Annotated in this window: 26 protein-coding genes, 1 tRNA gene and 1 pseudogene; 17 read left to right on the top strand and 11 right to left on the bottom strand. The window is 60.7% G+C overall.

Translation table 11 applies throughout. The annotated features are described in order from the left end of the window. Positions 1-3 precede the first annotated feature (3 nt). The 7 genes from OU997_RS06675 to OU997_RS06645 form a co-directional block, all read right to left on the bottom strand. Positions 4-756: an ABC transporter substrate-binding protein gene (locus OU997_RS06675; RefSeq protein WP_108489319.1), complete on the bottom strand. Its 753-nt coding sequence runs from the start codon at positions 754-756 to the stop codon at positions 4-6. Positions 757-775: 19 nt separating this feature from the next. Beyond that, positions 776-1549 (bottom strand): ABC transporter ATP-binding protein, encoded by a 774-nt coding sequence (locus tag OU997_RS06670; protein ID WP_108489318.1) that lies wholly within the window; start codon positions 1547-1549, stop codon positions 776-778. Positions 1550-1811: 262 nt separating this feature from the next. Continuing rightward, a tRNA-Phe gene (locus OU997_RS06665) sits at positions 1812-1887 on the bottom strand. A 354-nt stretch (positions 1888-2241) separates the two neighbouring features. Beyond that, a complete protein-coding gene (locus OU997_RS06660) occupies positions 2242-2514 on the bottom strand; it encodes an oxidative damage protection protein (protein WP_090379491.1) in 273 nt (90 codons plus the stop codon). Next, positions 2511-3590, bottom strand: a complete 1080-nt coding sequence (gene mutY / locus OU997_RS06655) for an A/G-specific adenine glycosylase (protein WP_108489309.1) — start codon at positions 3588-3590, stop codon at positions 2511-2513. The genes OU997_RS06660 and mutY overlap by 4 nt, the downstream gene beginning before the upstream one ends. After that, a complete protein-coding gene (locus OU997_RS06650) occupies positions 3587-5821 on the bottom strand; it encodes an AsmA family protein (protein WP_267809470.1) in 2235 nt (744 codons plus the stop codon). Before OU997_RS06650 ends, mutY begins: the two co-directional genes overlap by 4 nt. Before the next feature lie 123 nt (positions 5822-5944). Continuing rightward, complete coding sequence (locus OU997_RS06645; RefSeq protein WP_267809469.1) at positions 5945-7045, bottom strand: NAD(P)/FAD-dependent oxidoreductase; 1101 nt, start codon at positions 7043-7045, stop codon at positions 5945-5947. Between the two features lie 133 nt (positions 7046-7178). Between OU997_RS06645 and hisB the strand changes: the two genes are divergently transcribed. The 8 genes from hisB to OU997_RS06605 all read left to right on the top strand — a co-directional run bounded on the left by hisB (position 7179) and on the right by OU997_RS06605 (position 13070). Continuing rightward, entirely contained in the window at positions 7179-7772 is a 594-nt protein-coding gene (hisB, locus tag OU997_RS06640) for an imidazoleglycerol-phosphate dehydratase HisB (RefSeq protein ID WP_090255169.1), read from the top strand. Then, positions 7773-8411, top strand: a complete 639-nt coding sequence (gene hisH / locus OU997_RS06635; RefSeq protein ID WP_267809468.1) for an imidazole glycerol phosphate synthase subunit HisH — start codon at positions 7773-7775, stop codon at positions 8409-8411. Next, positions 8412-8672, top strand: coding sequence for a DUF2164 domain-containing protein (locus OU997_RS06630; RefSeq protein ID WP_267809467.1), 261 nt, complete (start codon positions 8412-8414; stop codon positions 8670-8672). Positions 8673-8708: 36 nt separating this feature from the next. After that, the gene (hisA, locus tag OU997_RS06625; protein ID WP_267809466.1) at positions 8709-9446 is read left to right on the top strand and encodes a 1-(5-phosphoribosyl)-5-[(5-phosphoribosylamino)methylideneamino]imidazole-4-carboxamide isomerase; all 738 of its coding nucleotides are present in this window, start codon (positions 8709-8711) and stop codon (positions 9444-9446) included. A gap of 125 nt (positions 9447-9571) precedes the next feature. Next, positions 9572-10342: an imidazole glycerol phosphate synthase subunit HisF gene (hisF, locus tag OU997_RS06620; protein ID WP_108489303.1), complete on the top strand. Its 771-nt coding sequence runs from the start codon at positions 9572-9574 to the stop codon at positions 10340-10342. A 245-nt stretch (positions 10343-10587) separates the two neighbouring features. Continuing rightward, complete coding sequence (locus OU997_RS06615; protein WP_108489302.1) at positions 10588-11325, top strand: substrate-binding periplasmic protein; 738 nt, start codon at positions 10588-10590, stop codon at positions 11323-11325. Between the two features lie 97 nt (positions 11326-11422). Further along, entirely contained in the window at positions 11423-12178 is a 756-nt protein-coding gene (locus OU997_RS06610) for a substrate-binding periplasmic protein (protein ID WP_267809465.1), read from the top strand. A gap of 136 nt (positions 12179-12314) precedes the next feature. After that, entirely contained in the window at positions 12315-13070 is a 756-nt protein-coding gene (locus OU997_RS06605) for a substrate-binding periplasmic protein (RefSeq protein ID WP_108489300.1), read from the top strand. Between the two features lie 98 nt (positions 13071-13168). Here the strand turns inward: OU997_RS06605 and OU997_RS06600 are convergent, their stop codons facing one another. From OU997_RS06600 to gpmI, 3 genes and pseudogenes are all read right to left on the bottom strand, one after another. Then, the gene (locus tag OU997_RS06600; protein ID WP_108489346.1) at positions 13169-14470 is read right to left on the bottom strand and encodes a S41 family peptidase; all 1302 of its coding nucleotides are present in this window, start codon (positions 14468-14470) and stop codon (positions 13169-13171) included. A 39-nt stretch (positions 14471-14509) separates the two neighbouring features. Next, positions 14510-15750 (bottom strand): annotated as a pseudogene (locus tag OU997_RS06595) (murein hydrolase activator EnvC family protein). 124 nt (positions 15751-15874) lie between these two features. Next, a complete protein-coding gene (gene gpmI, locus OU997_RS06590) occupies positions 15875-17410 on the bottom strand; it encodes a 2,3-bisphosphoglycerate-independent phosphoglycerate mutase (protein WP_267809464.1) in 1536 nt (511 codons plus the stop codon). Between the two features lie 146 nt (positions 17411-17556). On the opposite strand from gpmI, the gene OU997_RS06585 reads away from it, so the two are divergent. Genes OU997_RS06585 through secB form a run of 3 tightly spaced genes read left to right on the top strand, consistent with a single transcriptional unit; the run spans position 17557 to position 18755 of the window. After that, on the top strand, positions 17557-17970 hold the full coding sequence (locus OU997_RS06585) for a rhodanese-like domain-containing protein (protein ID WP_267809463.1): 414 nt from the start codon (positions 17557-17559) through the stop codon (positions 17968-17970). Between the two features lies 1 nt (position 17971). After that, entirely contained in the window at positions 17972-18226 is a 255-nt protein-coding gene (gene grxC / locus OU997_RS06580; RefSeq protein WP_108489296.1) for a glutaredoxin 3, read from the top strand. Between the two features lie 43 nt (positions 18227-18269). Then, complete coding sequence (gene secB / locus OU997_RS06575) at positions 18270-18755, top strand: protein-export chaperone SecB (protein ID WP_108489295.1); 486 nt, start codon at positions 18270-18272, stop codon at positions 18753-18755. Positions 18756-18824: 69 nt separating this feature from the next. On the opposite strand, the gene trmL is transcribed toward secB, so the two are convergent. After that, positions 18825-19289 carry a tRNA (uridine(34)/cytosine(34)/5-carboxymethylaminomethyluridine(34)-2'-O)-methyltransferase TrmL gene (gene trmL, locus OU997_RS06570; protein ID WP_108489294.1) on the bottom strand — a complete coding sequence of 155 codons (465 nt, stop codon included), beginning with the start codon at positions 19287-19289 and terminating at the stop codon, positions 18825-18827. Here trmL and OU997_RS06565 point away from each other — a divergent pair. The 6 genes from OU997_RS06565 (at position 19288) to OU997_RS06540 (ending at position 24372) form a co-directional block, all read left to right on the top strand. After that, the gene (locus OU997_RS06565; protein WP_108489293.1) at positions 19288-19719 is read left to right on the top strand and encodes a hypothetical protein; all 432 of its coding nucleotides are present in this window, start codon (positions 19288-19290) and stop codon (positions 19717-19719) included. The genes trmL and OU997_RS06565 overlap by 2 nt on opposite strands. Positions 19720-20256: 537 nt before the next feature. Continuing rightward, the gene (locus OU997_RS06560; RefSeq protein WP_108489345.1) at positions 20257-21177 is read left to right on the top strand and encodes an MSHA biogenesis protein MshI; all 921 of its coding nucleotides are present in this window, start codon (positions 20257-20259) and stop codon (positions 21175-21177) included. Continuing rightward, the gene (locus OU997_RS06555) at positions 21177-21785 is read left to right on the top strand and encodes a PilN domain-containing protein (RefSeq protein ID WP_267809462.1); all 609 of its coding nucleotides are present in this window, start codon (positions 21177-21179) and stop codon (positions 21783-21785) included. The genes OU997_RS06560 and OU997_RS06555 overlap by 1 nt, the downstream gene beginning before the upstream one ends. Continuing rightward, positions 21778-22458 (top strand): type II secretion system protein GspM, encoded by a 681-nt coding sequence (locus OU997_RS06550; RefSeq protein ID WP_267809461.1) that lies wholly within the window; start codon positions 21778-21780, stop codon positions 22456-22458. Before OU997_RS06555 ends, OU997_RS06550 begins: the two co-directional genes overlap by 8 nt. After that, a complete protein-coding gene (locus tag OU997_RS06545) occupies positions 22451-22765 on the top strand; it encodes a Type II secretory pathway component (RefSeq protein WP_256583075.1) in 315 nt (104 codons plus the stop codon). The genes OU997_RS06550 and OU997_RS06545 overlap by 8 nt, the downstream gene beginning before the upstream one ends. 5 nt (positions 22766-22770) lie before the next feature. Next, complete coding sequence (locus tag OU997_RS06540) at positions 22771-24372, top strand: pilus (MSHA type) biogenesis protein MshL (protein WP_256583074.1); 1602 nt, start codon at positions 22771-22773, stop codon at positions 24370-24372. Position 24373 lies beyond the last annotated feature (1 nt).

Genomic DNA, 24373 nt, shown 5'->3' with positions numbered 1-24373 from the left:
AGCTTAGTAGATGCTGAACGGGAAGTACTTGTCGTTGATCTTCTTGTAGGTACCGTCAGCCACGATCTCGGCCAGGGCGGCGTTCAGCTTGTCACGCAGGGCGTCGCCCTTGCGCACGGCGATACCGATCTTGTCGTTGTCGAATACCGGATCACCCTTGAATTCGAAGCCTTTACCGGCATCACTCTTCAGCCATTCCCAGTTGACGAAGGTGTCAGCCAGTACGCCATCCAGGCGGCCCGACGACAGATCGAGGTAGGCGTTTTCCTGGGTGTCGTACAGTTTGATATCAACCACGCCGTTGAGGTTGTCTTCCAACCAGGTGCCGGCGATGGTCGCACGCTGTGCGCCAATAACCTTGCCTTTCAGGCTGGCTTTATCGGTTTTGAAATCGCCGCCTTTGGGCGCGATGAACTGCAGCTTGTTGGTGTAGTAAGGCGAGGTGAAGTCAACGGCGGCCTGGCGCTCTTCGGTGATCGACATGGACGCGATCAGGAAGTCGAATTTCTTCGCGTTCAACGCCGGGATGATGCCGTCCCAGTCGGAGGTGACCACTTCGCACTCGACCTTCATCTTGGCGCACAGCGCTTTGCCGATTTCTACATCGAAACCACCGACCTGGCCGCTGGCGTCAATCAGATTGAAGGGTGGGTACGCGCCCTCGGTGCCCAGTTTCAGTTTGTCAGCAGCGACGGCGCTGGTGCCGAAGGCCAGAGTGGCGGCCGCGGCCAGCAGGATCTTCTTATAGTTCTGCATGCGTAGTTGCTCCGTGTTTTCAGTGGTTGCTGGACATGAATTGTTTGCAGCGCGCCGAATTCGGGTTTTCGAATACCTGTTCAGGAGAGCCTTGTTCTTCGACCAGGCCCTGATGCAGGAACACCACTTCACTGGACACCTGGCGAGCAAAGTTCATCTCGTGGGTAACCAGCAGCATGGTTCGGCCTTCTTCGGCGAGTGCGCGGATCACATTAAGCACTTCTTGTACCATCTCCGGGTCGAGGGCCGACGTGGGCTCATCGAACAGGATGACTTTCGGCTGCATGGCCAGGGTGCGGGCAATGGCTGCGCGTTGTTGCTGGCCGCCGGAAAGCTGATTGGGGTAAACGTGGCGCTTGTCGGCAATACCGACCTTGGCCAGCAACGCTTCGGCCATTTCGATGGCTTCAGCCTTGCTCTTGCCGAGTACACGGCGCGGTGCCTCGATGATGTTATCGAGCACGCTCATGTGCGGCCACAGATTGAAATTCTGAAAGACAAAGCCGATCTCGCTGCGCAGGCGATTGATCTGGCGGTTGTCAGTGGCAACCAGGTCGCCATTCTTCGTGGCTTTGAGTTTGAGCTCCTCGCCAGCCACGATGATCTGCCCCTTGTGTGGGTTTTCCAGCAGGTTGATGCAGCGCAGAAAGGTCGATTTGCCGGAGCCGGATGAGCCGAGGATGGAAATCACATCGCCGTCGCGAGCGGTGAGGGAGATGCCCTTGAGCACCTCAAGGTCGCCGTAGCGTTTGTGCAGATCGCGAATTTCCAGCGCAGGCGTGGCCTCGGCCATGGGGTGTCCTCTTCTTGTTCGGGTGCGCTCAGGCGTTGTCTGGCCTTCCTGGCGAGGCGTCAAGCTAGCATAGCGTTTCGCTGGCCGCCAAGCCGTTTACCGGCCGTGCCCGGCTTGGCTGGTTACGGTGTCGCCTGGCTGCAGTTGGCTGTCGCGCGTGCACAATTTCTGCTGGCGCCTATCGGCTTTGGGGTGCGAGTTGAAATACAGGCATTAAAAAACCCCAAGGAGGTTTAGCTCGCTTGGGGTTTTCCGGTATTAGTGGTGCCCAGGGACGGAATCGAACCGCCGACACGGGGATTTTCAATCCCCTGCTCTACCGACTGAGCTACCTGGGCCAACGGGGCGCTATTAGACGGATTTGAAGGGTGGGTGTCAAGCGCGAGTTTGAAAAATATTTAATTATTACGGGCGGTTAGGTTCGGGTGAGGGTTGCGCGGCACCTTGCGATGCGCTGAATGGATAAGGCGTTATTCACCCTGCGGTCTGGGTGATGAGCGCGTGAGGGGCTTTAGTCGCGATTTCTGGTGGGGCATTTCGCCGCTAAAACGCCTCCCACGGGTGAGGCGTGTAGGGTGGGTAACGCTTTGCTTATCCACCCTCTCGGTGTGGTGGATGGATAAGGCTTCATCCACCCTAGGCCTGCTGTTAGAGCCGTTCGCCGCTAAAGCGCCTTCCACGGTTCGCCAGGGTTACTCGCTGGGTGGCACATAACCTTCGGCCTGGGCGTATTCCTCGCCGGAGAGGAATTTGTCCATCTCGGCCTGGAGGAATTTGCGGTCTTCGGCGTTCATCATGTTCAGGCGGCGTTCGTTGATCAGCAGGGTCTGGTGCTTCTGCCATTCGTCCCAGGCTTGCTTGGAGACGTTGTTGAAGATGTCCTCACCTTTGGCGCCCGGATACGGCGGGCGGTCCAGGCCGGGGAGTTCCTGCTTGTGTTTGCGGCACTGTACGGTGCGGGTCATGGTGTTTCTCCAGTATTCGGTGCTGTTGCGAGTGCATCGGCCGCGCGCTTCAGCAACTTCTTCACTGGGGCGGCAAGGCCCAGGCGCGGCGGGGTGGCGAGGTTATACCAGAGCCAGTCAGCCTCGGCCACGGCAGTTGGCGCGGCGTCGACCTGCACCAGCCAGGGCTCGATCGTCAGTTGGAAGTGGCTGAAGGTGTGGGTCAGGTCGCTCAGCTCGCGTTGCGCGCCGAGTTGCAGGCCATGCTGGCTGGCGAGTGGGGCGATGGCTGTTACTTCGTCCAGTTCCGGCAGGCTCCACAGGCCGCCCCAGAGGCCGCTGGATGGGCGGCGATAGAGCAGCACCTCGCCGTGGTGGTTGGCGAAGATCGGCATCAGTGTGCGTTTCTGTGGCAATGTCTTGCGCGGCTTGGGGATCGGGTAGCGGATTTCCAGGCCCAGCAGGTGTGCCTGGCAGCCGCTCTTCAGCGGGCAGAGCAGGCAGCTCGGCTTGCTGCGGGTACACAGGGTGGCACCGAGGTCCATCATCGCTTGGGTGTAGTGGTTTATCCGGGCGTGCGGGGTATAGCGCTCGGCCACATCCCACAGCTGCTTGGCCACCTTTGGCTCGCCTGGATAGCCTTCCTGCGCGACGTAGCGCGCCAGTACGCGTTTGACATTGCCGTCGAGGATCGGCGCGCGCAGGCCCATGCTGAGGCTGGCGATGGCGCCAGCGGTGGAGCGGCCGATGCCGGGAAGTTCGGTGAGCTGGTCGACATCGCGGGGGAACTCGCCGGCATGTTCGCGCATAACGATCTGCGCGGTTTTTTGCAGATTGCGCGCGCGGGTGTAGTAACCGAGGCCCGTCCACAGGTGTAGCACTTCGTCTTCCGGGGCTGCGGCCAGGTCATTAACCGTCGGCAATGCGGCCATAAAGCGGTCGAAATAGCCGAGTACGGTGCTGACCTGAGTCTGCTGCAGCATGATCTCTGAGACCCACACGCGGTAGGGTGTGATGCCCTGTTGCCAGGGCAGGTCCTTGCGCCCGTGGCTGTCGTACCAGTTCAGAACTGCGGCGGAAAATTGCGCGGGGCTCATCGGTTGAACAGGCCCTTGAGTGCGTCTTTCAGTTCGGGGCTGACTTTGTCGCCGAGTTTTTCTTCGATCTTCTCGCTGAGCTTGTTGCCGGCCAGCTTGGCGGCGACTTTGCCCAGGCCGTCCTGATCCAGGCGGCAGGCCTTGCCACCCATTTCCAGTGGGCCGCGGCAGCGCACCGGCCATTCGATGCCGACATAGCGTTCGTTGACCTGGCAGGCCGGGTCAGGCATTTCGCGCTGATCGCCAATGACGGTGATACCGATGCGGTAGTCAAGGCCGAGGATGCGCAGGTCCAGGTCGCCATTGCCGCTGACTGCCAGGCCTGGAATGGCGGCCTTGAGGTCCGGGTTGTGGGCGACGCCATTGTGTAGGCTCAGGCTGCCTTGCAGGGTTTTGAAGGGCGTGTCCCTGCCGCGCGGGTCGCTGCTCAGGGATTTGCGGTTGAGCGTGGCGATGCCGCGACACAGTTGCTGTTCGAGGTTGGCGTCGACCAGCACGCCGTCATTCAGCTGGAACCGTGCATCACCTGTCAGTCCTTCAACCCAGGCGCGCTGGCTATTGCCGCTGGTGGTCAGGTTGGCGTTGAGATCCAGCAGGCCTTTGACCGGCGAAGGCTGGTCGGACTTTTTCAGAAATGGCTCAAGCGGAATGCCGCTGACACTTTTGCGTACGCTGAGCAGCGGGATGGCTGGGCGTGCATCGATGCTGGCTTGGGCGTTGAAACTGCCGTTGCCGATAGTGCCGCGCACATCCTGCAGGGTCAGCAGGCCACCTTTGCTTTGTGCCTTGGCGCTGAAGGTGCTGATCACCTGCTGTTGGACGATGAGCTGATCCAGGCCGAGGTCGAGTTGCACGTCGAGCTTGCGCAGCAGGTCGAGTGGCAGCATTTCGCTGCTGCTCCAGGCTTGCTGGGTCGGTGCGTCAGGCAGTGGTGTGCTGCCGCTCTGTCCGGCATTGGCGACGCTGGCCTTGACCTCGGCCTTGCGGGCGGCACCGGCATCCTTGGCGTCCTTGGAGGGCGCGGGCAGGTAGCGATCGAGGTTCAGCTGGTTGCCCTTGAGCTGCACGCGCAGTGCCTGCTTGGTGAAATCGGCAATTGCCAGCTGGCCACTGAAGTGGCTGTCATCCAGGGTCAGCTTGAGGTCTTCAAGGGTCAGGCTGTTGTCGGTGCCGCTGAGGCGGGTGACCAATTCGAACTGGCTGAGGGTTTTGTCATCGTTCATCGGCGGCAGTTTCTGGCCGATGGTGGCGAGGAATTCACGCAGGTTGAGTGGAGCGATGGACAGGCCGCCGCTGAGTTTTGGCTGCTTGTCGAGGTCGCGGACTTTCAACTCGCCCAAGGCGCGCAGCTGGTTGCCGGAGAGTTTCAGGCCGTTCCATTCGGCGACCTGGGCGGCCAGGTCGACCAGCAGTTGGCCTTGCGCGGAGTAGGTCAGGGTCTGGCCATCGAAGGGTTCGCCGGAGACTTCGCCGGAGAGTTTGGCGTCTTCCAGTTGGTAGCGTTTCAAGGCGCGGTCGAAGCGCAGTTCGCCTTGCAGTTCGCTGCGCGCGCGCAGCACCGGTTTGTTGAGGCCGAAGAAGGCGCTGAGTTTGACCGGGATGCTTGCACCTTCGCGAATCGCTCCGGTGGTCAGCTGGATGCTTTCGGCGCTGAATTGCTGGCCTTTTTGCGCATCGTGGTAGTCGATGCGTGCGCTGTTGACGATCAGGCTGTCGATATCCAGCTTCAGTGGCTGGCTGCTTTCGCTAGGCTCAGCGGCTGGGCTGTCGGCCTGCGTGCTGTCGGTGCTCGCTGCTGGTGCGTCGGCTGTTGCATTCGCGGCGTTGGCTGGCTTGCCGACATCGTCCCAGTTGCTGCGGCCTTTCTCGTCGCGCTGCAGGTTGAGGTTGAGGCCGTCGATACGGATGTCGCTCATCTGCACTTCCTTGCGCAGCAGCGGCAGCACGCGTACCGACAGGCCGAGGAGGCGCAGGTCGGCGAACGGCTTGTCCGGGGTGTTGGGGCTGGCGAGGGTGGCGTCGGTCAGCTCCAGGCCGAGCCAGGGGAACAGGCTCCAGCCGATATCGCCCTTGAGGGTCAGCTCCAGGTTGGCCTTGTCGCGGGCCAGCTGGCGGATTTCATCTTTGTAATCGTTGGGATCGAACAAGTGGGTGAGGGCAAAGCCCAGCGCCACGATGATCAGCAAGAGCCCGAGAAAAAACAGGCCGAGAATTTTGCCGAGCGCTTTCATGTGCGAATCCTTGTTTCGAAGCAAGAGGGTGAAAAGCAGCCATTCAAGCCGGCGAGTATAGCGCCGGCACTTTTATCTGGGCCGCTGACAGTCCGGTTTGCCGGGTGATTTTGCAAGCGGCTTTTACAGGGCCTGAGCCACACGCTCGGCAATCGCCAGGCTGGCGGTGAGGCCGGGGGACTCGATACCGAACAGGTTGACCAGGCCTGACAGGCCGTGATCATTGGGCGTTTGGATAATGAAGTCGGCGGCCGGTTCCCCGGGGCCTGCGAGTTTCGGTCGAATACCGCTGTAGCCCGGCACCAGGCGCGCGCTGTCGAGGGCTGGGAAGTAGCGGCGGATGGCGTCGGCGAATGGCGCGCGCAGGCTTTCCTCGACCTGATAATCGATGTGCGTGAGGTAGCGGGTATCCGGGCCGAAACGCAGCTGGCCGCCAAGGTCCAGGGTGGCGTGGATGCCAAGTCCGGCGGTGTTGGCTTCCGGCATTGGGTAAATCAGGTGCTGGAAGGGTGAGCGGCCGCTGTAGCTGAAGTAGCGGCCCTGGCACAGGTGCAGCGGCGGTAGGTTCTGCAGCCCTTGGGTTTGCTTGGCCAGTTGCTGGGCGAACAGGCCGCCGGCATTGATCACCCGCTGGGCTTTGAGCTGGAATGGCTCACCGTTGCTCTGGCCGTGGGCTAGCCAACCATCGCCATCTGCTTCGAGCTGTTCGACGCGGGTGTGCAGAATCAACTGCGCGCCGCGATGCTCGGCAGCAGCCAGTAGCGATTGCAGGTAGGCGTGGCTGTCGATAATCCCGGTGCTGGGCGAGAGCAGGGCGGCAACGCCGCGCACGGCGGGTTCCAGGGCATTTAGCTGCGGCTGCTCGATGGTCTGCAGGTCGTGCACGCCGCAGGCTTGGGCATTGCGCTGCAGTTGTTCGAGTTTGGCGATTTCTGCGCCTTCCACGGCCACCAGCAGTTTGCCCAGCCGGCGGTGCGCCACCTGATGGCTGTTGCACCAGGCATACAGGCGTTCGCGGCCTTCCAGGCACAGTTCGGCCTTGAGTGAGCCGGGGGCGTAGTAGATCCCTGCATGGATAACTTCTGAGTTGCGGCTGGAGGTATGGCTGCCGATCAGGCTTTCCGCCTCGACGATCAGGCAGCTCTGCCCCGGCGTACTCAAGCGTGCAGCGCAGGCCAGGCCGACCGCGCCTGCGCCAATAATCAGGGTGTCGATACTGTCCATATGCGTTCCGTTCGTTCTCTGACGTGGGGTTATGCGTTCGATAGCGGCGCCTCTGATCGCCGCTGGTAGCCGCCTGGGTGGATGCCCGCCTATAATGCCAGCCTTTTTCCGTGGGCAATTTCTGGAGCTGGTGATGGCCGAACGTACGGCATCCGTCGAGCGCAATACCCTGGAGACCCAGATCAAGGTCTCGATCAACCTGGATGGGACTGGCAAGGCCAAGTTTGATATTGGCGTGCCGTTTCTTGAACACATGCTCGATCAGATCGCCCGTCACGGTCTGATCGACTTGGATATCCAGTGCAAGGGCGACCTGCATATCGACGACCATCATACCGTTGAAGACGTCGGCATCACCCTTGGCCAGGCCTTCACTCAGGCTATCGGCGACAAAAAGGGCATGACCCGTTACGGTCATTCCTATGTGCCGCTGGATGAAGCGCTGTCGCGCGTGGTGATCGACTTCTCCGGCCGTCCGGGCCTGCAGATGCACGTGCCGTTTACCCGCGCCGTGGTCGGTGGTTTTGACGTGGACTTGTTCCAGGAGTTCTTCCAGGGGTTCGTCAACCACGCGCTGGTTTCGCTGCACATCGACAACCTGCGTGGCACCAATACCCACCACCAGATTGAAACCGTGTTCAAAGCCTTCGGCCGCGCGCTGCGCATGGCGGTGACGCTGGATGAGCGCATGGCCGGGCAAATGCCGTCGACCAAAGGGTGCTTGTAAGTGCAGACGGTTGCAGTAATCGACTACGGCATGGGCAACCTGCACTCGGTGGCCAAGGCGCTTGAGCATGTGGGTGCTGGCAAGGTGCTGGTCACCAGCGATGCGCAGGTGATTCGCGAGGCCGATCGCGTGGTGTTCCCCGGCGTGGGCGCGATTCGTGATTGCATGGCCGAGATCAAACGCCTGGGTTTTGACGCGCTGGTGCGCGAAGTCAGTGCAGACCGGCCGTTTCTTGGTATCTGTGTAGGCATGCAGGCGCTGTTGGAGCACAGCGAAGAGAACGATGGTGTCGATTGCATCGGCCTGTTCCCCGGCAAGGTGCGTTTCTTCGGCAAGGACATGGTCGAAGACGGCGAGCCGCTCAAGGTGCCGCACATGGGCTGGAATGAGGTGATGCAGGCGGTCAAACACCCGCTGTGGCACAACATTCCGGACCTGGCGCGCTTCTACTTCGTGCACAGCTATTACATCGAGGCCGGCAACCCTAAACAGGTGGTTGGTCGCGGTCATTACGGCAAGGATTTCGCCGCAGCACTGGCCGAAGGTTCGCGCTTTGCCGTGCAGTTCCACCCGGAAAAGAGCCACACCCATGGCCTGCAGCTGCTGCAGAACTTTGCTGCTTGGGATGGCCGCTGGTAAATGAGCCGGGGCAAGGCGAAACCGCCGATCATGACGTTGAATGCCGAGCAGGAGCGTGAAGCCTGTCGGGTGCTCAAGCGTTTCATGGCCGAGCGCTTCGAGCTGGAACTGGGCAGTTTCGAGGTCGCCGAGGTGCTCGAACTGTTTGCCCGCGAGATTGCACCGCACTACTACAATCGGGCGATTTTCGATGTGCAGACTCACCTGAAAGAACGGTTCGAGAGCATCGAAAGCGACCTCTGGGCACTCGAAAAGAGCTGACCCACCGAATTCACACGACTTGAGCAGGTTCATCCGATGCTGATTATCCCCGCTATCGATCTGAAGGACGGCGCCTGCGTGCGTCTGCGCCAGGGCCGCATGGAAGACTCCACGGTGTTTTCCGATGACCCGGTGAGCATGGCGGCCAAGTGGGTCGAAGGCGGCTGTCGTCGTCTGCACCTGGTTGACCTCAATGGCGCCTTCGAAGGCCAGCCGGTCAACGGCGAAGTGGTCACGGCCATCGCCAAGCGCTACCCGACTCTGCCGATCCAGATCGGCGGTGGCATCCGTACCCTGGAAACCATCGAGCACTACGTGCGCGCCGGCGTCAGCTACGTGATCATCGGCACCAAGGCGGTAAAAGATCCGCAGTTCGTCACCGACGCCTGCAAGGCTTTCCCTGGTAAGGTGATCGTCGGTCTGGACGCCAAAGATGGCTTCGTCGCCACCGACGGCTGGGCAGAATTGTCGACCGTACAGGCCACTGATTTGGCCAAGCGCTTCGAAGCAGACGGCGTCTCGGCCATCGTTTATACCGACATCGCCAAAGACGGCATGATGCAGGGTTGCAACGTCGAAGCCACTGCTGCACTGGCGGCGGCCAGCCGTATTCCGGTGATCGCCTCCGGCGGCATCCATAACCTGGGTGATATCGAGAAGCTGCTGCTGGCACGTTCGCCCGGCATCATCGGTGCCATCACTGGGCGTGCCATCTATGAAGGCACCCTGGATGTGGCCGAAGCGCAGACCTTCTGCGACGCCTTCAAAGGCTGATCTGAACGTAGGGTGGGTTAGTCGCGTAGCGGCGTAACCCACCGTTGGAGTCATCCGTTGGCGCGACGATGGGTATCGCTGCGCTCAGCGGAACGCCGCCCGCCCCATCCAACGAGAACATAGTTATGGCTTTGGCTAAACGCATCATCCCCTGCCTCGACGTGGACAATGGCCGCGTGGTCAAGGGCGTGCAGTTCGAGAACATCCGCGACGCCGGCGACCCGGTGGAAATCGCCCGTCGTTATGACGAGCAGGGTGCTGACGAGATTACCTTTCTCGACATCACGGCCAGCGTCGACGGCCGCGACACCACGTTGCACACCGTCGAGCGCATGGCCAGCCAGGTGTTTATCCCGCTGACCGTGGGCGGCGGCGTGCGCACCGTGCAGGACATTCGCAACCTGCTGAACGCCGGAGCGGACAAAGTGTCGATCAACACTGCCGCGGTGTTCACCCCGGAGTTCGTCGGCGAAGCGGCTTCGCGCTTTGGTTCGCAGTGCATCGTCGTGGCCATCGACGCGAAGAAAGTCTCCAAGCCGGGTGAAACCCCGCGCTGGGAAATCTTCACCCACGGCGGGCGCAAGCCCACCGGTCTGGATGCGGTGCTCTGGGCGAAGAAGATGGAAGACCTCGGTGCCGGTGAAATCCTCCTGACCAGCATGGATCAGGACGGCGTGAAAAGCGGCTATGACCTGGGCGTGACCCGCGCCATCAGCGAAATGGTCGGCATTCCGGTGATCGCCTCCGGCGGCGTCGGCAACCTGCAGCACCTGGCTGACGGCATCATCGAAGGCAAGGCCGCAGCCGTACTGGCGGCGAGCATCTTCCATTTCGGCGAATACACTGTGCCGGAAGCCAAGGCCTACATGGCCAGTCGCGGGATCGTGGTGCGCTAGAGGCCGTCCTGGCGCGGTTGTCCTTGAGTGTCAGTTGCCCGCGTTCAGGTTGACTGGCTGAGGCGCGGGCAAGTTGCATTCCTGGCTGGCCAGCCATTCTGCTGGCTGCTGCTGCGGGCGAGTCGACAGCAAAATGTTGATCCGCCCGCTAAAATCAGTCTGTCCGCGCCTGGGGCCGTTGCTGTCGGCATGCCTTTCGGCCGTTACTCTTTCCTCAAATAGCCTTGTTCATACACGGAGTGCTTATGTCCGCTATTCGGCTGTTCACCGCGCTTTTGCTGTTGTCTGCCGTCAGCCTGGTGCGTGCGGAGCCTCTGGTTCTGCTTACCGAAAACCTGCCGCCGTTCAGCATGGCGGCCGGTGGTGGCAATTTTGCTAAGGACGCTGATGTGCAAGGCATCAGCAGCGATACGGTGCGTGGGCTGTGCAGCAAGGCGCAGCTTGAATGTCAGGTGATCCTGCGCTTCCCCTGGGAGCGACAGTACAAGCAGGCGCTTGAGAGCAAGGGCTACGGGGTGTTCTCCACTGCTCGCACGGCGGACCGTGAATCGCTGTTCAAGTGGGTTGGGCCGATTGTTGTGAGCAATTGGGTGTTGCTGGCCAAGGCCGACAGCACCATTGCGTTGAACAGCCTGGAGCAGGCAGGTGACTATCGGATCGGCGGTTATCGCGATGACGCGATTTCACAGTTCCTGATCGACCGCGGCGTGACCGTACAAACCAGCCTGCAGGACAAGGAAAACCTCAGCAAGCTGGAGAAGGGGTTGATCGACCTGTGGGCTACTAATGAAGCGGGTGGGCGCTATCAGGCCAAGCAGTCTTCACTGGGCGTGCTAAAGGTGGTGCATCGCTTTAATAGTGCCGAGCTCTATCTGGCGCTGAATAAAGAGACGCCCGATGAAGTGGTGCAAAAGTTGCAGAAAGCCCTGGACGATATGCGCGCTCAAGGTGAGCTGGATACGATCAAAGACGCTTATCGGTAAGCTTTTTGCGTCCGTGCCTGTGCAAAACCTGGGCTGGGCTTAGTCGGGCGTGCTGGGTATGCTTGCATGCTCAGCCCAACTATCGATGTGAGACATCATGGTCAAACAATTTCTAGTCGCCCTTGCCGGCACAGTTGTGGTGCTCGCGGGCAGTGCTCGGGCCGAAATCGACCCGAGCTACCGCATGGTCCTGCTGACTGAGAACTTCCCGCCGTACAACATGGCGATCAACGGCAAGAACTTCGCCCAAGAAGACAATATCGACGGTATTGCCGTCGATATCATCCGCGAGATGTTCAAGCGGGCCGGCATTCAATACAACATGACCCTGCGTTTCCCCTGGGATCGCATCTATAAGCTGGCGCTGGAAAAGCCAGGCTATGGCGTGTTTGTTACTGCGCGTCTGCCGGAGCGTGAGGCGCTATTCAAGTGGGTCGGTCCGATTGGTCCGGATGACTGGGTACTGCTCGGCAAGGCCGATAGCAGCATTACTTTGAGCAGCCTGGAAGACGCCAAGCAATACAAGGTCGGTGCCTACAAGGGCGATGCGATAGCCGAGCATCTGGTGGAGAAAGGCCTGGAGCCGATTACCGTCCTGCGCGATACGGAAAACGCCAAGAAGCTGATGGCCGGTCAGATCGACCTGTGGGCTACTGGTGATCCTGCCGGCCGCTACCTGGCCAAGCAGGAAGGTGTTTCTGGGCTGAAAACCATTCTGCGTTTCGATAGCGCAGAGTTGTATCTGGCGCTGAACAAAGAAGTGCCGGACGAGGTTGTACAGAAGCTGCAAGCCGAGCTGGACAAGATGCGCAGCGAAGGTCTTGTCGACGATATTCTGAACAACTACCTGTAATACGAAAAATAGCGGGCTGGCCACCAACCGGCCTGCAACCATGGATGGTTGACGCCACGTACCATACGTCGCCGGGCAGTCGCCCGAGCAGGGATGCCGCTAGCCATAATCACAATTCATGCGAGCGGAATGACCTATGTTGAAAACCCTGAAAGCCAGCCTGTTGTTCGGGCTTGTCCTGAGTGCCTGCGCAGCCCGTGCAGAGCTTCCAGCCGATTACAAAGTGGTGTTGCTGACCGAGAACTTCCCGCCATTCAATATGTCCGTGGATGACAAGAACTACGCCCGTGACGACGGTATCGATGGCATAAGTACCGAAATCGTCCGCGAGATGTTCAAGCGTGCCGGCATCAACTACACCCTGACTTTGCGTTTTCCCTGGGATCGCCTCTATCGCCTGACTCTGGACAAGCCCAGCTACGGCCTGTTCTCCACCACCTTTACGCCTGAGCGTCAGCCACTGTTCAAGTGGGTGGGGCCGCTGGCCAAGACGGGCTGGGTACTATTGGCTGCACCGGGTAATAACATCAGCATCAACAGCCTCAAGGATGCCGCGCAGTATCAGATCGGCGCCTACAAGAATGATGCCGTCAGTCAGCACCTGGAAAGCCAGGGTCTGACCCCGACCAACGCCCTGCGTGATCAGGAAAACATCAAGAAGCTGCTCAGCGGCAAGATCGACCTGTGGGCCACCACCGATCCGGTGGGGCGCTACCTGGCCAAGCAGGAAGGCGTCAGTGGTTTGAATACCGCGCTGCGTTTCAACGAGGCTGAGCTGTACCTGGCGCTGAATAAGGACACGCCCGATGAGGTGGTGCAGCGTCTGCAGAAAGCGCTGGATGAGCTGCGTGCCGAAGGCTTTATCGACGAGATGACCAATAACTACCTGTAGTTTCAGGCGTTATTAACAAGCCCGACGCTGAGTGCTCAAGGTCGGGCTTTTTGTTGGCTGCAGTTTCGCGGGGCTGGCTCGCTCCTGCAGGCGGGCGATCAGTCGCCGCGGGTGACGCTCAGGCCTTTGAGCAGGTTGAGTGCCTGGCTCAGCTGGTAGTCATCATCCTGTGGGCGTATCGGGGCGTTGGTCTTGCTTTTACTTGGCTTGTCAGCGCCACCGTTGCCATTGCCCAGGTGGCCTTGCAGGTCGGCTTCCTTGATGGATTCGTCGCCTTGCTCACGGGTCAGCTTGGCACGCGCCACTTCGATGTCCGGCACGATGCCCTGGGCCTGGATCGAGCGGCCGTTGGGGGTGAAATACAGCGCGGTGGTGAGTTTCAGGGCGCGATCATTGTTCAGCGGCAGTACGGTCTGCACCGAGCCTTTGCCGAAGCTGTCGGTGCCCATCAGCACGCCACGTTTATGGTCCTGCAGGGCGCCTGCGACGATTTCCGAGGCCGAGGCACTGCCACCATTGATCAGCACCACCAGCGGTACGCCTTCGCTGGCATCGGCCGGATCGGCATTGAAGCGTAGCTCGGAGTTGGCGATGCGCCCTTCGGTGTAGACAATCAGCCCCTTCTTGAGGAAGTGGTCGGTGACTTCCACCGCCGCCTGCAGCACGCCGCCGGGGTTATTACGCAGGTCGAGAACGATACCGCGTAGCTTCTTGCTGTTGTCCTTGCGCAGTTTCGCAAGCGCCTTGCCGACTTCTTCGCCGCTGTTGACCTGAAACTGAGTAATGCGGATGTAGCCGTAGCCATCGTCGAGCAACTGACTCTTCACGCTTTTGACCTTGATCACGGCGCGGGTCAGCTCGATGTCGAAGGGTTTGCCGCCTTCGCGCACCAGGGTCAGTTCGATGTCGCTGCCGGCTTTACCGCGCATTTTCTCGACGGCTTCCATCAGCGACATGCCCTTGGTCGGTTGGCCGTCGATCTTCACGATCAGGTCACCTGGCTGGATGCCTGCAACAGAGGCTGGGGTGTCATCAATCGGCGAGACCACCTTGAGAAAACCGTCCTCGGTGCCAAGCTCAAGGCCCAGCCCGCCGAATTCACCACTGGTGCTTTCCTGAAGGTCGCGGAAGGCTTCTGGTTCCAGGTAGGCCGAATGCGGATCAAGGTTGCTGAGCATGCCTTTGATCGCGTTTTCCAGCAGGGTCTTGTCGCTCACCGGCTCGACGTAGGCGGATTTGATGCGATCCATCACCTCGGCAAAGGTGCGCAGGTCGTCTAACGGCAGCGGTGCACTGTCGCTGACCGTGGCGGGGGCTTCAGCCGGCGCGGCCAGGGCGGCCGTGCTGCCCAGCAGGGTAACGGCCAGTGCTAGAGCGGTGAGGCGGAACAGATGCGGCATGTCGAACTTACTCCAGTCCTGAATCGGTAATAGCAGCACTTATCCTTGTGCGCGGCACCATTGAGCGGGGTCGATCGGGCGGCCCTGCTGGCGAATTGCAAAATACAGCGCGGGGGTGTCCTGGCCGCCACTGGTGCCTACAGTGGCGATGGCTTCGCCAGCCTTGACCACATCGCCGGCATCCTTGAGCAGGCTCTGGTTATGTCCATAGAGGCTCAGGTAGCCGTTGCCATGATCGAGAATGACCAGAAGCCCGGCACCGCGCAACCAGTCGGCAAACACCACGCGACCGCCGTGTACGGCATGCACCTGGCTGCCGGCTGATGCACCGATCAATACGCCATCCCAAGTGGTGCGGGCATCACCGCCACGTGGGGTGCCGTAGCGTGCCACCAGGCGACCGTTGACAGGCCAGGGCAACTGGCCGCGGGCTTTGGCAAATGGGCCGCCAAAGCTGGCTCCGGCACTGACCAATGGCCCGCTGCTTGGGGCTTTGTTGCCACTGCGTGCCTGTTCGCGTTCGGCCAGCAGCGCTTGCTGACGAGCGACCTCTGCTTCACGGGCCTGGCGGGCGAGGGTTTCTTCGATGGTTTTCAGTACGCGGGCCAGCTTGGCCTGCTCTTGCTCACGGGCCTTGAGCTTTTGGTCGCGGGCGGAGAATTCCGTGTTCAGCTTGGCCAGGGCCAGCTGACGCTCCTTGCGCACGCTGGCGAGTTGCTCGCGGCGGCCATCCAGCGCGCTTTTCTGCTCCAGTAGCTGGTTTTGCTGGTTGGCGATGTCCATTTCAACATTGGCCAGCTGGCGCAGGGTTTCGTTGAAGGTGGCCAGCTGCTCCATGCGCGCTTCGCTGAGGTAGTCGTAGTAGGTCAGGGTGCGCGAAAACTTTTCCGGATTCTGCTGATTGAGCAGCAGCTTGACGTACTCCTGGCGGCCGCTCTGGTAGGCGGCACGGGCCTGGATGCCGATCAGGCGTTGCTGTTCAAGGCGCGCGCCCTCGAGTTTTTTTTCTCACCATCGAGTCGCTGAATCTCGTCTTCGCTTTTTTTCAGGTCCTGCTGCAAGCCCTTGACCTGCTTCTCCAGCTGACCCATATCGCTCTCGGTCTTTTTCAGCGCCTGCTGTACACCGGATTTCTCCTGTTGCAGCTTCTCCAGCAGTTGTTTCAGCTCGGCGACATCGGCGCGCGCGGCGTCCAGCTGCTTCTGCGCGTCGCTCTTTTCGTCGGCGATCGCAGGCGTCAGCAGGAGGGTCAGAAAGATAAGGGCGAGGGCACGAAACATGGGGCGGGCAGCACCTGAATTAAGATCGTGCCTAGTATGCCTAAAAAATGGCTGGGAGCCATTTTTAACGTCGCGTAGCGACGGCCCGCAGGCCAGGCATTGCACCTGGCTTGCGGGCAGCGGCTCAGTTCAGCTCGACGATGCTGGTGCCGGTCATTTCCGCCGGCACCGGCAGGCCCATCAGGGTCAGCAGGGTTGGGGCTACGTCGGCCAGTACGCCGCCTGGGCGGATTGTTGCCGAGCGCTTACCGACATAGATGAAGGGGACTGGTTCGCAGGTGTGCGCGGTGTGCGCCTGGCCAGTGCTTTCGTCGGCCATTTGCTCGACGTTACCGTGGTCGGCGGTGATCAGTGCTTCGCCGCCGACTTTGTCCAGCGCCGCGACGATGCGCCCGACGCAGCTGTCCAGGCATTCCACGGCCGCCACGGCCGCGGAGAACACGCCGGTATGGCCAACCATGTCGCCGTTTGCGTAGTTGACGATGATCACGTCATAACGCTGGTTTTCGATGGCGTCGACGATTCGGTCGGTAACTTCCGGGGCGCTCATCTGCGGCTGCAGGTCATAGGTGGCGACGTTCGGTGACGGGATCAGGATGCGTTCTTCGCCAGCAAAGGGCTCTTCACGGCCGCCGGAGAAGAAAAAGGTGACGTGGGCGTATTTCTCGGTCTCGGCGATGCGCAGCTGGGTCTTGCCGTTGTTCGCCAGGTACTCGCCAAGCACGTTGGTCAGGGCTTCCGGCTTGTAGGCGCTGGGCGTCGGGATGCTCGCGGCGTACTGGGTCAGCATGATGAAGCCGGCCAGTTGCGGCACGCGTTTGCGCTCGAATTCCTTGAAGCCTGGTTCGACAAAGGCGCGGGTCAGTTCGCGGGCGCGGTCGGCGCGGAAGTTCATGAACACCACGGCGTCGCCATCGTCCATGCGCACGGGCTCGCCGATGGTGGTGGCTTTGACGAACTCGTCACTCTCCCCCCGTGCATAGGCAGCTTCCAGGCCTTCCACGGCGGTGGCTGCGGTGAACTGACCGTGGCCGTCGACCAGCAGTGCATAGGCTTGCTCTACGCGTTCCCAGCGGTTGTCGCGGTCCATGGCGAAATAACGGCCGCTGAGGCTGGCAATGCGGCCCTTGCCGAGCTTGGCGAAGGTGGCGTCGAGCCGCTCGATGGACGGTTGGGCGCTCTTGGGTGGGGTGTCGCGGCCGTCAAGGAAGGCGTGCAGGTAGATTTTTTCCGCGCCGCGCTGGGCGGCCAGTTCGGCCATGGCCACCAGGTGATCCTGGTGGCTGTGCACGCCGCCGTCGGAGAGCAGGCCAAAGATATGCACGGCCTTGCCGGCGCTGACGGCGTTATCGACTGCAGTGGTGATGGTCGGGTTGGTGAAAAACTCGCCATCGCGAATGGCTTTGGTCACCCGCGTGAAGTCCTGGTACACCACGCGGCCGGCACCGAGGTTCATGTGGCCGACTTCGGAGTTGCCCATTTGCCCGTCCGGCAAGCCGACATCCATGCCTGAGCCCGAAATCAAACCATGTGGCTGGGTGGCGCGCAGGTGGTCATAGACCGGGGTGTTGGCGGCCATGATGGCGTTGGATTCCGGGCTGTCACTGTGGCCGAAGCCATCAAGGATGATCAGTACCAGGGGTTTGGGCGTGGCGCTCATAAAGCTGGCTCGCTCTGGGTCGATGGGCGGGAAACAAGGCCGGGCATTTTACGGCCAAGTGCGGCAAACGTCACCGCCAGGCGGGGTTTGGCCGGCCTGTGTGGCTGTGTATACTGGCCGACATTTTACCGTCCCGGAACCGCATAATGCTTGCCAACTTGATTGAATTTGCCACTACCCACTATGTACTGAGCGGATTGTTCGTGACCCTGCTGGCGCTGCTGATCTTCACCGAAGCGCGCAAAGGTGGGCAGAGCCTGAGTTGCCGTGAGCTGACCGCACTGGTCAACAGTGAGCAGGGCGTGGTGCTGGACATTCGCGGACAGAAGGACTTTTCCGCCGGACATATCGTCGGTGCATTGAATATTCCGTTCGAAAAATTCGCTGCCCGCATGGTTGAACTGGACAAGCACAAGGCTAAAACCATCATCGTGGTCGATGCCATGGGCCAGCACAGTGGTGGCGTTTGTCGCGACCTGAAGAAAGCTGGCTTTACCGCCGCCAAACTGTCCGGCGGGATTGCCAGCTGGCGTGGCGACAACCTGCCACTGGTGAAATGAAATGCAACCTGTCGTCATCTATTCCAGTGACTGGTGTCCCTACTGCATCCGTGCCAAGCAGTTGCTGAGCCACAAAGGTGTGGCTTTCAACGAGCTCAAGGTGGATGGCCAGCCGGATGTGCGTGCAGAAATGACCCGCAAGGCGGGGCGCACCTCGGTGCCGCAAATATGGATCGGTGACCGCCATGTCGGCGGTTGCGATGACCTCTACGCCTTGGAGCGCGCTGGCAAACTCGACGCGTTGCTCAAGGCTTAACCCCCCTGTTTATTCAGTACTTTAACGAGAAGAAGGCTTTGCCATGACAGAACAAGCAAGCAACGGCGCCGCTCAGGACGAACAAACTCCGCAATTCTCTCTGCAGCGGATCTATGTACGTGACCTGTCCTTCGAAGCGCCGAAGAGCCCGGAAATCTTCCGTCAGGAGTGGGCGCCTAGCGTTGCCATGGACCTCAACACTCGCCAGAAAGCCCTCGAGGGTGACTTTCACGAAGTGGTGCTGACGATCTCCGTTACCGTCAAAACAGGTGAAGAAACGGCCTTTATCGCTGAAGTGCAGCAGGCCGGTATCTTCTTGATCAAAGGTCTGGATGCGGCTTCCATGAGCCACACCCTGGGTGCGTTCTGCCCGAACATCCTGTTCCCCTATGCCCGCGAAACGCTGGACAGCCTGGTGGTACGTGGCTCGTTCCCGGCGCTGATGCTTGCGCCGGTGAACTTCGATGCCCTGTATGCTCAGGAGCTGCAGCGTATGCAGCAGGCTGGCGAGGCGGCTACCGCGCACTAAGGTGTGTGGCTGTAACAAAAAACGCCCCACGGGGCGTTTTTTAATGGGCGCTGTACAGCAAGATCGGTGCTACTGGGCGTCGGCAAAACCCTGCTGGCGCCAGGCTTCATAGACCGCCACGGCAACGGTATTGGACAGGTTCAGGCTGCGGCAGCCCTCGCGCATGGGCAAGCGCAGGCGTTGTTCGGTGGGCAGGCTGTCGCGAATCTCTTGTGGCAGGCCGCGGCTTTCCGGGCCGAACAGAAACGCGTCACCAGGCTGATAGCTGACCTCGTGAAACGCCTGTGAGCCTTTGGTAGTAAAGGCAAACACGCGAGGCTGGCCGATGCTGGTCAGGCAGCTGGCAAGGTCGGCATGACGCTGCAGGGTGGCATATTCGTGGTAATCCAGGCCGGCGCGGCGCAGGCGTTTGTCATCCAGTTCGAAGCCCAGTGGCTCGATCAGGTGCAGGTGGCAGCCGCTGTTGGCGCAGAGCCTGATAATGTTGCCGGTATTGGGCGGTATTTCCGGTTGAAAAAGGATGACGTGAAACATGCGCGGCTCCGAGCTTGACGACGAGCAGTATTCTACAGACCCGCGCCCTCGTCCGTGGGTGCGGGTGATTGCTTCGTTGGGTGTATTTGGTTTCCTGATTGGCCTGATGATTGGCCGTATGTTTCAGCCCGACCCTCTGTGGCTTGAGCGGGTAGAGGTGCTGGAACAGGGTTTGGAGCTGTGGTTCAACGTTGAGCCAATCCCGCATGAGGAGCATGTGGCGGGTGTGATCAACCTGCGTTTGAAGAGTTTTGGTCGGGAGCTGCAAGGCACGCTCAAAGTAAATGGCCGCCAGGCCAATTGGCGTTTGCAGCGCGAGCGAAGGGATCTGGTTCTGCGGGTGGTGGCGGCTCGCCCACTGCACAGCGCGTGGCGCGCTGAACAAGTGGGTAGTCGTTGGCGGCTGGTGGTCAGCCTGAGGGAGCAATAAAAGAGGGGAATCCCCGGCCTGCCTGTACCAAGGTCCCCAAAACTGGGATTGCCAGAGTCTATGCAGGCCGTGTGCCAGTTTTATTACGCGGGCCGCAACAGCCTGAATGTGGCGGACTGCAGGGCATAAGGGCGAGGGTTTAAGGCGTCGATGGCCCAGGCTGTGAACCGCTGCTGTGCACGAGTGGGTCGCTGTGCATTGCTCTGGCGCATTTTTGCCGGGTGCGCCATGCAGGCTGCGCGTATGCCGGATAACGCCTGGGTGGTTTGTGTTATACAGTCCGTTAGTGACGAATGGCCTTTTGGTGTCGTTTATTAAATAAGAAGGCTCACAAGGCCTGTGCCATCCTGGCGCCGTCTGACAGGGGTGAGTGTTGCAGCTGTTATTGTCGGGTGACTCAACTCATCCGCAGCGAGCGCATGCGTTCAGCATTAGCGTCTGAAACGTTGATCAGGCTCAGGGGTGTTCCTGAGTGGCTAATCTACAGTGTGCCGCAGGCTGCATGGCCTGCATTGAAATAGCTGGGGGACTGTGCAGTTGGCGTGGTTTGCAAATAAAAGAACAAAGATCGCCACTGGTTTACTGGGGATTGAAACCAGCCCGGAAGGTATTGCCCTGGCGCGCGTACTGCGTGAAGCAGGGCAGCCCCCGCAGCTGCTGGAGTGCCAGTTTCATGAGGCCAGTAGCGTCGAGCAGCCCGCGTTGCTCAAGCGCCTGGTTCAGGAGCTGGGCTTTGCCGGTATGCCGGTCAATCTGTTACTGCACCCTGCCACCTACCAGATGCTGTTGCTCGACAGGCCAGATGTACCTGCTGCCGAGTTGCGTGATGCCATGCGCTGGCGGGTCAAGGAGCTGATTGCCGAACCCCTCGAGAATGTCGTCGTTGATGCCTTCAACCTGCCTGAAGATGCCTACCGTGGCCGTTCACGTATGGCCTACTGTGCTGTCCTGAACAAGGCGCGGATGCTTGCCTTGGGTGAGATGTGCAAGGGCGCAGGATTGCGCCTGGGCAGTATCGATGTCACCGAGATGGCGTTCCGCAACCTCGGCCTGCTGGCCGGTAGCGAGGGCATGAGTCTGGCGCTATTGCGTTTGCGCTCCAGCGAAGGACTGATCGCCGTGCAGCACGGCGCAGACCTGTACATGGCACGGCGCATCGAGCAGGGCCTGGAGCAGGCCGATCAGGATTTCTCGGCGATGACCCTGGAGATCCAGCGCTCTCTGGATTATTACGAAAGTCAGCTCGGCAAGGGCTACATCAACCGGCTGTTGCTGTTGCCGATGAAGCGCAATGGCGCAGCAGCCCTGCAGGCACTGTCCAGCGGCCTTGCGGTCAAGCTGCAGACGCTGGATTTGCGAGCGCTGTTTCCGGGTCAGGCCAGCGCTGAGCTGTCCGAGCAGGAACAGGCCTATTGCATGGGTGCTGTGGGTGCAGCCCTGCGGCAGGAGGCCGGTTGATGCAGAACCTCAATCTGTTTCAAATCGAGCGCCGGCAGAAGAGCGGGCCGCGGCGCGCCCAGATGCTGTTGGGGCTGGGTGTTCTGCTGGTGGCGTGCCTCGGGCATGCGGCCTGGACGGGTTGGCAACTGCATGAAGGTGCGCAGCGTCTGGCGGTGCTGCACGCGCAAGCGCAAGAGGAAGAGGCCCAGCTGGAGGCTGTGCGCGGAAACTTTGTTGAGCCACAGCTGGATACGCGGCTGCCCGAAGAGCTGGCTGCCCGCGAGCATGACAACCGTGAGTTACAGCGCCTGATCGCCTATCTGCAGGTGCTGGGTGTTCAGCGCAGTGCCGGTTTTGTCGCCCCGCTGACGGCGCTGACGGAACAACACCCGCAAAGTGGGTTGTGGCTCAGTGGCATCAGCCTGCATCAGGGCGGTCGGCATATGCGCCTGCAGGGCCGCAGTCAGGATCAGGAGTTACTCCCTCAATACCTGCAACGGCTGGGGCAGAGTGCGGTGTTCAAGGGGCGCGAATTTGCCCGTTTTGATGTGCAGCGTGGTGATGATCAATTGCTGCACTTTGACCTCTCGTCCCAGTTGAAGGACCAGGAGGCCAGCAATGAATAAGTGGTTGCAGCGCTGGCATGGCATGGCCACGCGTGAGCGTTGGCTGGCCTACGGCGTAGGCCTGAGTCTGTTCGGCATGCTGTATCTGCTGTTGATCGGCGACCCGCTTGGCCGGCGCCTCCAGCAGCAACAGAGCAGCGAACAACAGGCGCAGGCGCGGCGTATTGCTGCTACCAGCGAGCTGCAAGCGTTGCAGCAGCGTATTGCGGCGGACCCCAACCTGGCATACCGCAGCGCACTTTTGGCGGCGTCTGCCAGCCGAGAGGCGCTGATCCAGCAGATTGACCAGCACACCGCCGAGCTGGTGACGCCACAGAAAATGCAGGCGGTATTGCAGGAATTACTGCGCAAGCAACCGCAGCTGCGTGTACTGGGTATGAGCAGTTTCACCGAGCCGGTGCAGCTGGCACCCGCCGAGCCAGCAGCAACGCCGGCAGCGGCTGATAAAGCGTCGCCCGAGCCAGCGGTAACGCTCTATCGGCATGGTCTGGAACTGCACCTGGAGGGCGGCTACTTCGATTTGCTCAACTACCTGCAGGCGGTGCAGGCCAGCGGCTGGCAGCTGAACTGGGACACTCTGGATTATCAGGTTGGCGAGGCGGGGCCGAGCAAGGCCAGTATCCGCCTGAAGCTCTACACCTTGAGTCGACATGCGGGGTGGGTCGGTGTCTAGATTTCTGCTTCTCTGCCTGCTGATCAGCGCGGCCGCACTGGCTGACCCTGGCGTCGATCCGACCCAGCCGCCGCGCGACCTGTTGCCTGCCGCTACGGCCAGTGGCAACAGTCCGCTGATACTGCAAGCCATCGTGCGGGGCGCCCAAGGCAGCCGTGCAGTGATTGATGGACAGAACCTGCGGGTTGGTGAGCGCCATGCCGATGTCCGGGTGCTGGCCATCCATGCGCAGTCCGTATTGATTGAACGTCAGGGCCAGCAACAGCTGCTGCGCCTGGCTGAACCCGTTATGCAACCGAGCCGATGATGCCCATGATCAGATTTTTGCCCAGTGTCAGCCTGTTGAGCCTGAGCTGCCTGCTTGTGGCCTGCCAGACCTTCAAGGATGGCGATGCGCAACTCTATGAGCAGAGCAGCAAACTGCTGGATGACAGCCTCAAACAGACCCAGGCCACGCCCAAGGTCATGCCGCCGCTGGCCGTACAGGCGGCGCTGATCCCGCCGCTGGGCAGCGGCTTCAGCAGCGGCCCGCGCTTTGATGTGGCGGCCAAGGACATGCAGGCGCGCGAGTTCTTCCTCAGCCTGATGGACGGCGCCGGGCAGAACCTGGTGGTGCACCCGGACGTGAGCGGCACCATCACCTTCAGCCTGCGTCGAGTTACCCTCGATGAAGTGCTGGCTGCAGTGCGCGACAGCTATGGTTATGACTACCGCCGCACCAGCTATGGCTACCAGATTCTGCCCAACCAGGTAATTACCCGCAGTTACGACATCAACTACCTCAACCTGCAGCGCATCGGCCAGACCGATACACGGGTCAGCTCCGGGCAGGTGGAAAGCACCAGCAACAACAACGCGGGCAGCGGCGTTAGCAACAGTGCCAACAACAGCGGCAACAGCAACACTGTCACCACCCTGAATGCCAGCCAGGTCAGCACCTCCAGCAATGTCGACTTCTGGAATGAAGTGCGCCAGGTGGTGGAAATGATTGTCGCGGGCGACAGCAACAGCAGCGTGATGATCAACCCGCAGGCCAGCCTGCTGGTGGTGCGCGCGCACAGCGCCGCCCAGGAAAACGTCGCGCGCTTTCTTGAGCAGGCTCAGCTCAACTTGCAGCGTCAGGTGATTCTGGAAACCAAGATCCTCGAAGTGCAGCTCTCCGATGGCTTCCAGGCCGGGATCAGCTGGGATCAGCTCGGTGGTGATGTCAGCAGTAGCCTGGGCGGTGCCGCGCTGAGTGGCCCGACCGGGGTCGACGGGGTATTTGGCATTGCCCTGACCCTCGGCGACTTCACCGGTCTGATCGAACTGCTGGAAACTCAGGGTGAAGTGCGCGTGCTCTCTAGTCCGCGTATTTCCACGTTGAACAATCAGAAAGCGGTGATCAAGGTGGGCACTGACGAGTTCTTTGTTACCAATGTCTCGTCCACCGGCTCCACGGCCACTGTGGGCGGCGTCACCGAGCCGACCCAGGACATCACTCTGACGCCGTTCTTCTCCGGCATCTCCCTCGACGTCACGCCGCAGATCGACCAGAACGACACCGTTACCCTGCATGTGCGCCCGACCGTCAGCCGTGTGCGTGACCAGAACAAGACCATCACCTTGGGCGAAGACAATGTCTTCAACCTGCCGCTGGCGCTGTCCACCACGCGCCAGTCTGACTCCATCGTGCGTGCCCGCAGTGGCCAGGTGGTGGTGATTGGCGGCCTGTTGCAGAACAACAGCGAGAACACTGATGCCAGCATCCCCTGGGCCAGCACCCTGCCGATTGTCGGCAACCTGTTCAAGCAACAGCGCAAGGCGCTGCAGCAGAGCGAGCTGGTGATTCTCATGCGGCCGCAGGTGGTCAGCGATGAGGTCTGGTTGAATGAACTGCGCAAGAGTGCGCAAACCTTCAAAGAGCTGAGATAGG

This window comes from Pseudomonas sp. SL4(2022), from assembly GCF_026625725.1.
In the GTDB taxonomy this organism is placed as follows: domain Bacteria; phylum Pseudomonadota; class Gammaproteobacteria; order Pseudomonadales; family Pseudomonadaceae; genus Aquipseudomonas.
The sequence above is the reverse complement of the archived record's forward strand: the minus strand, read 5'-3'. Positions and strand labels throughout refer to the sequence as shown.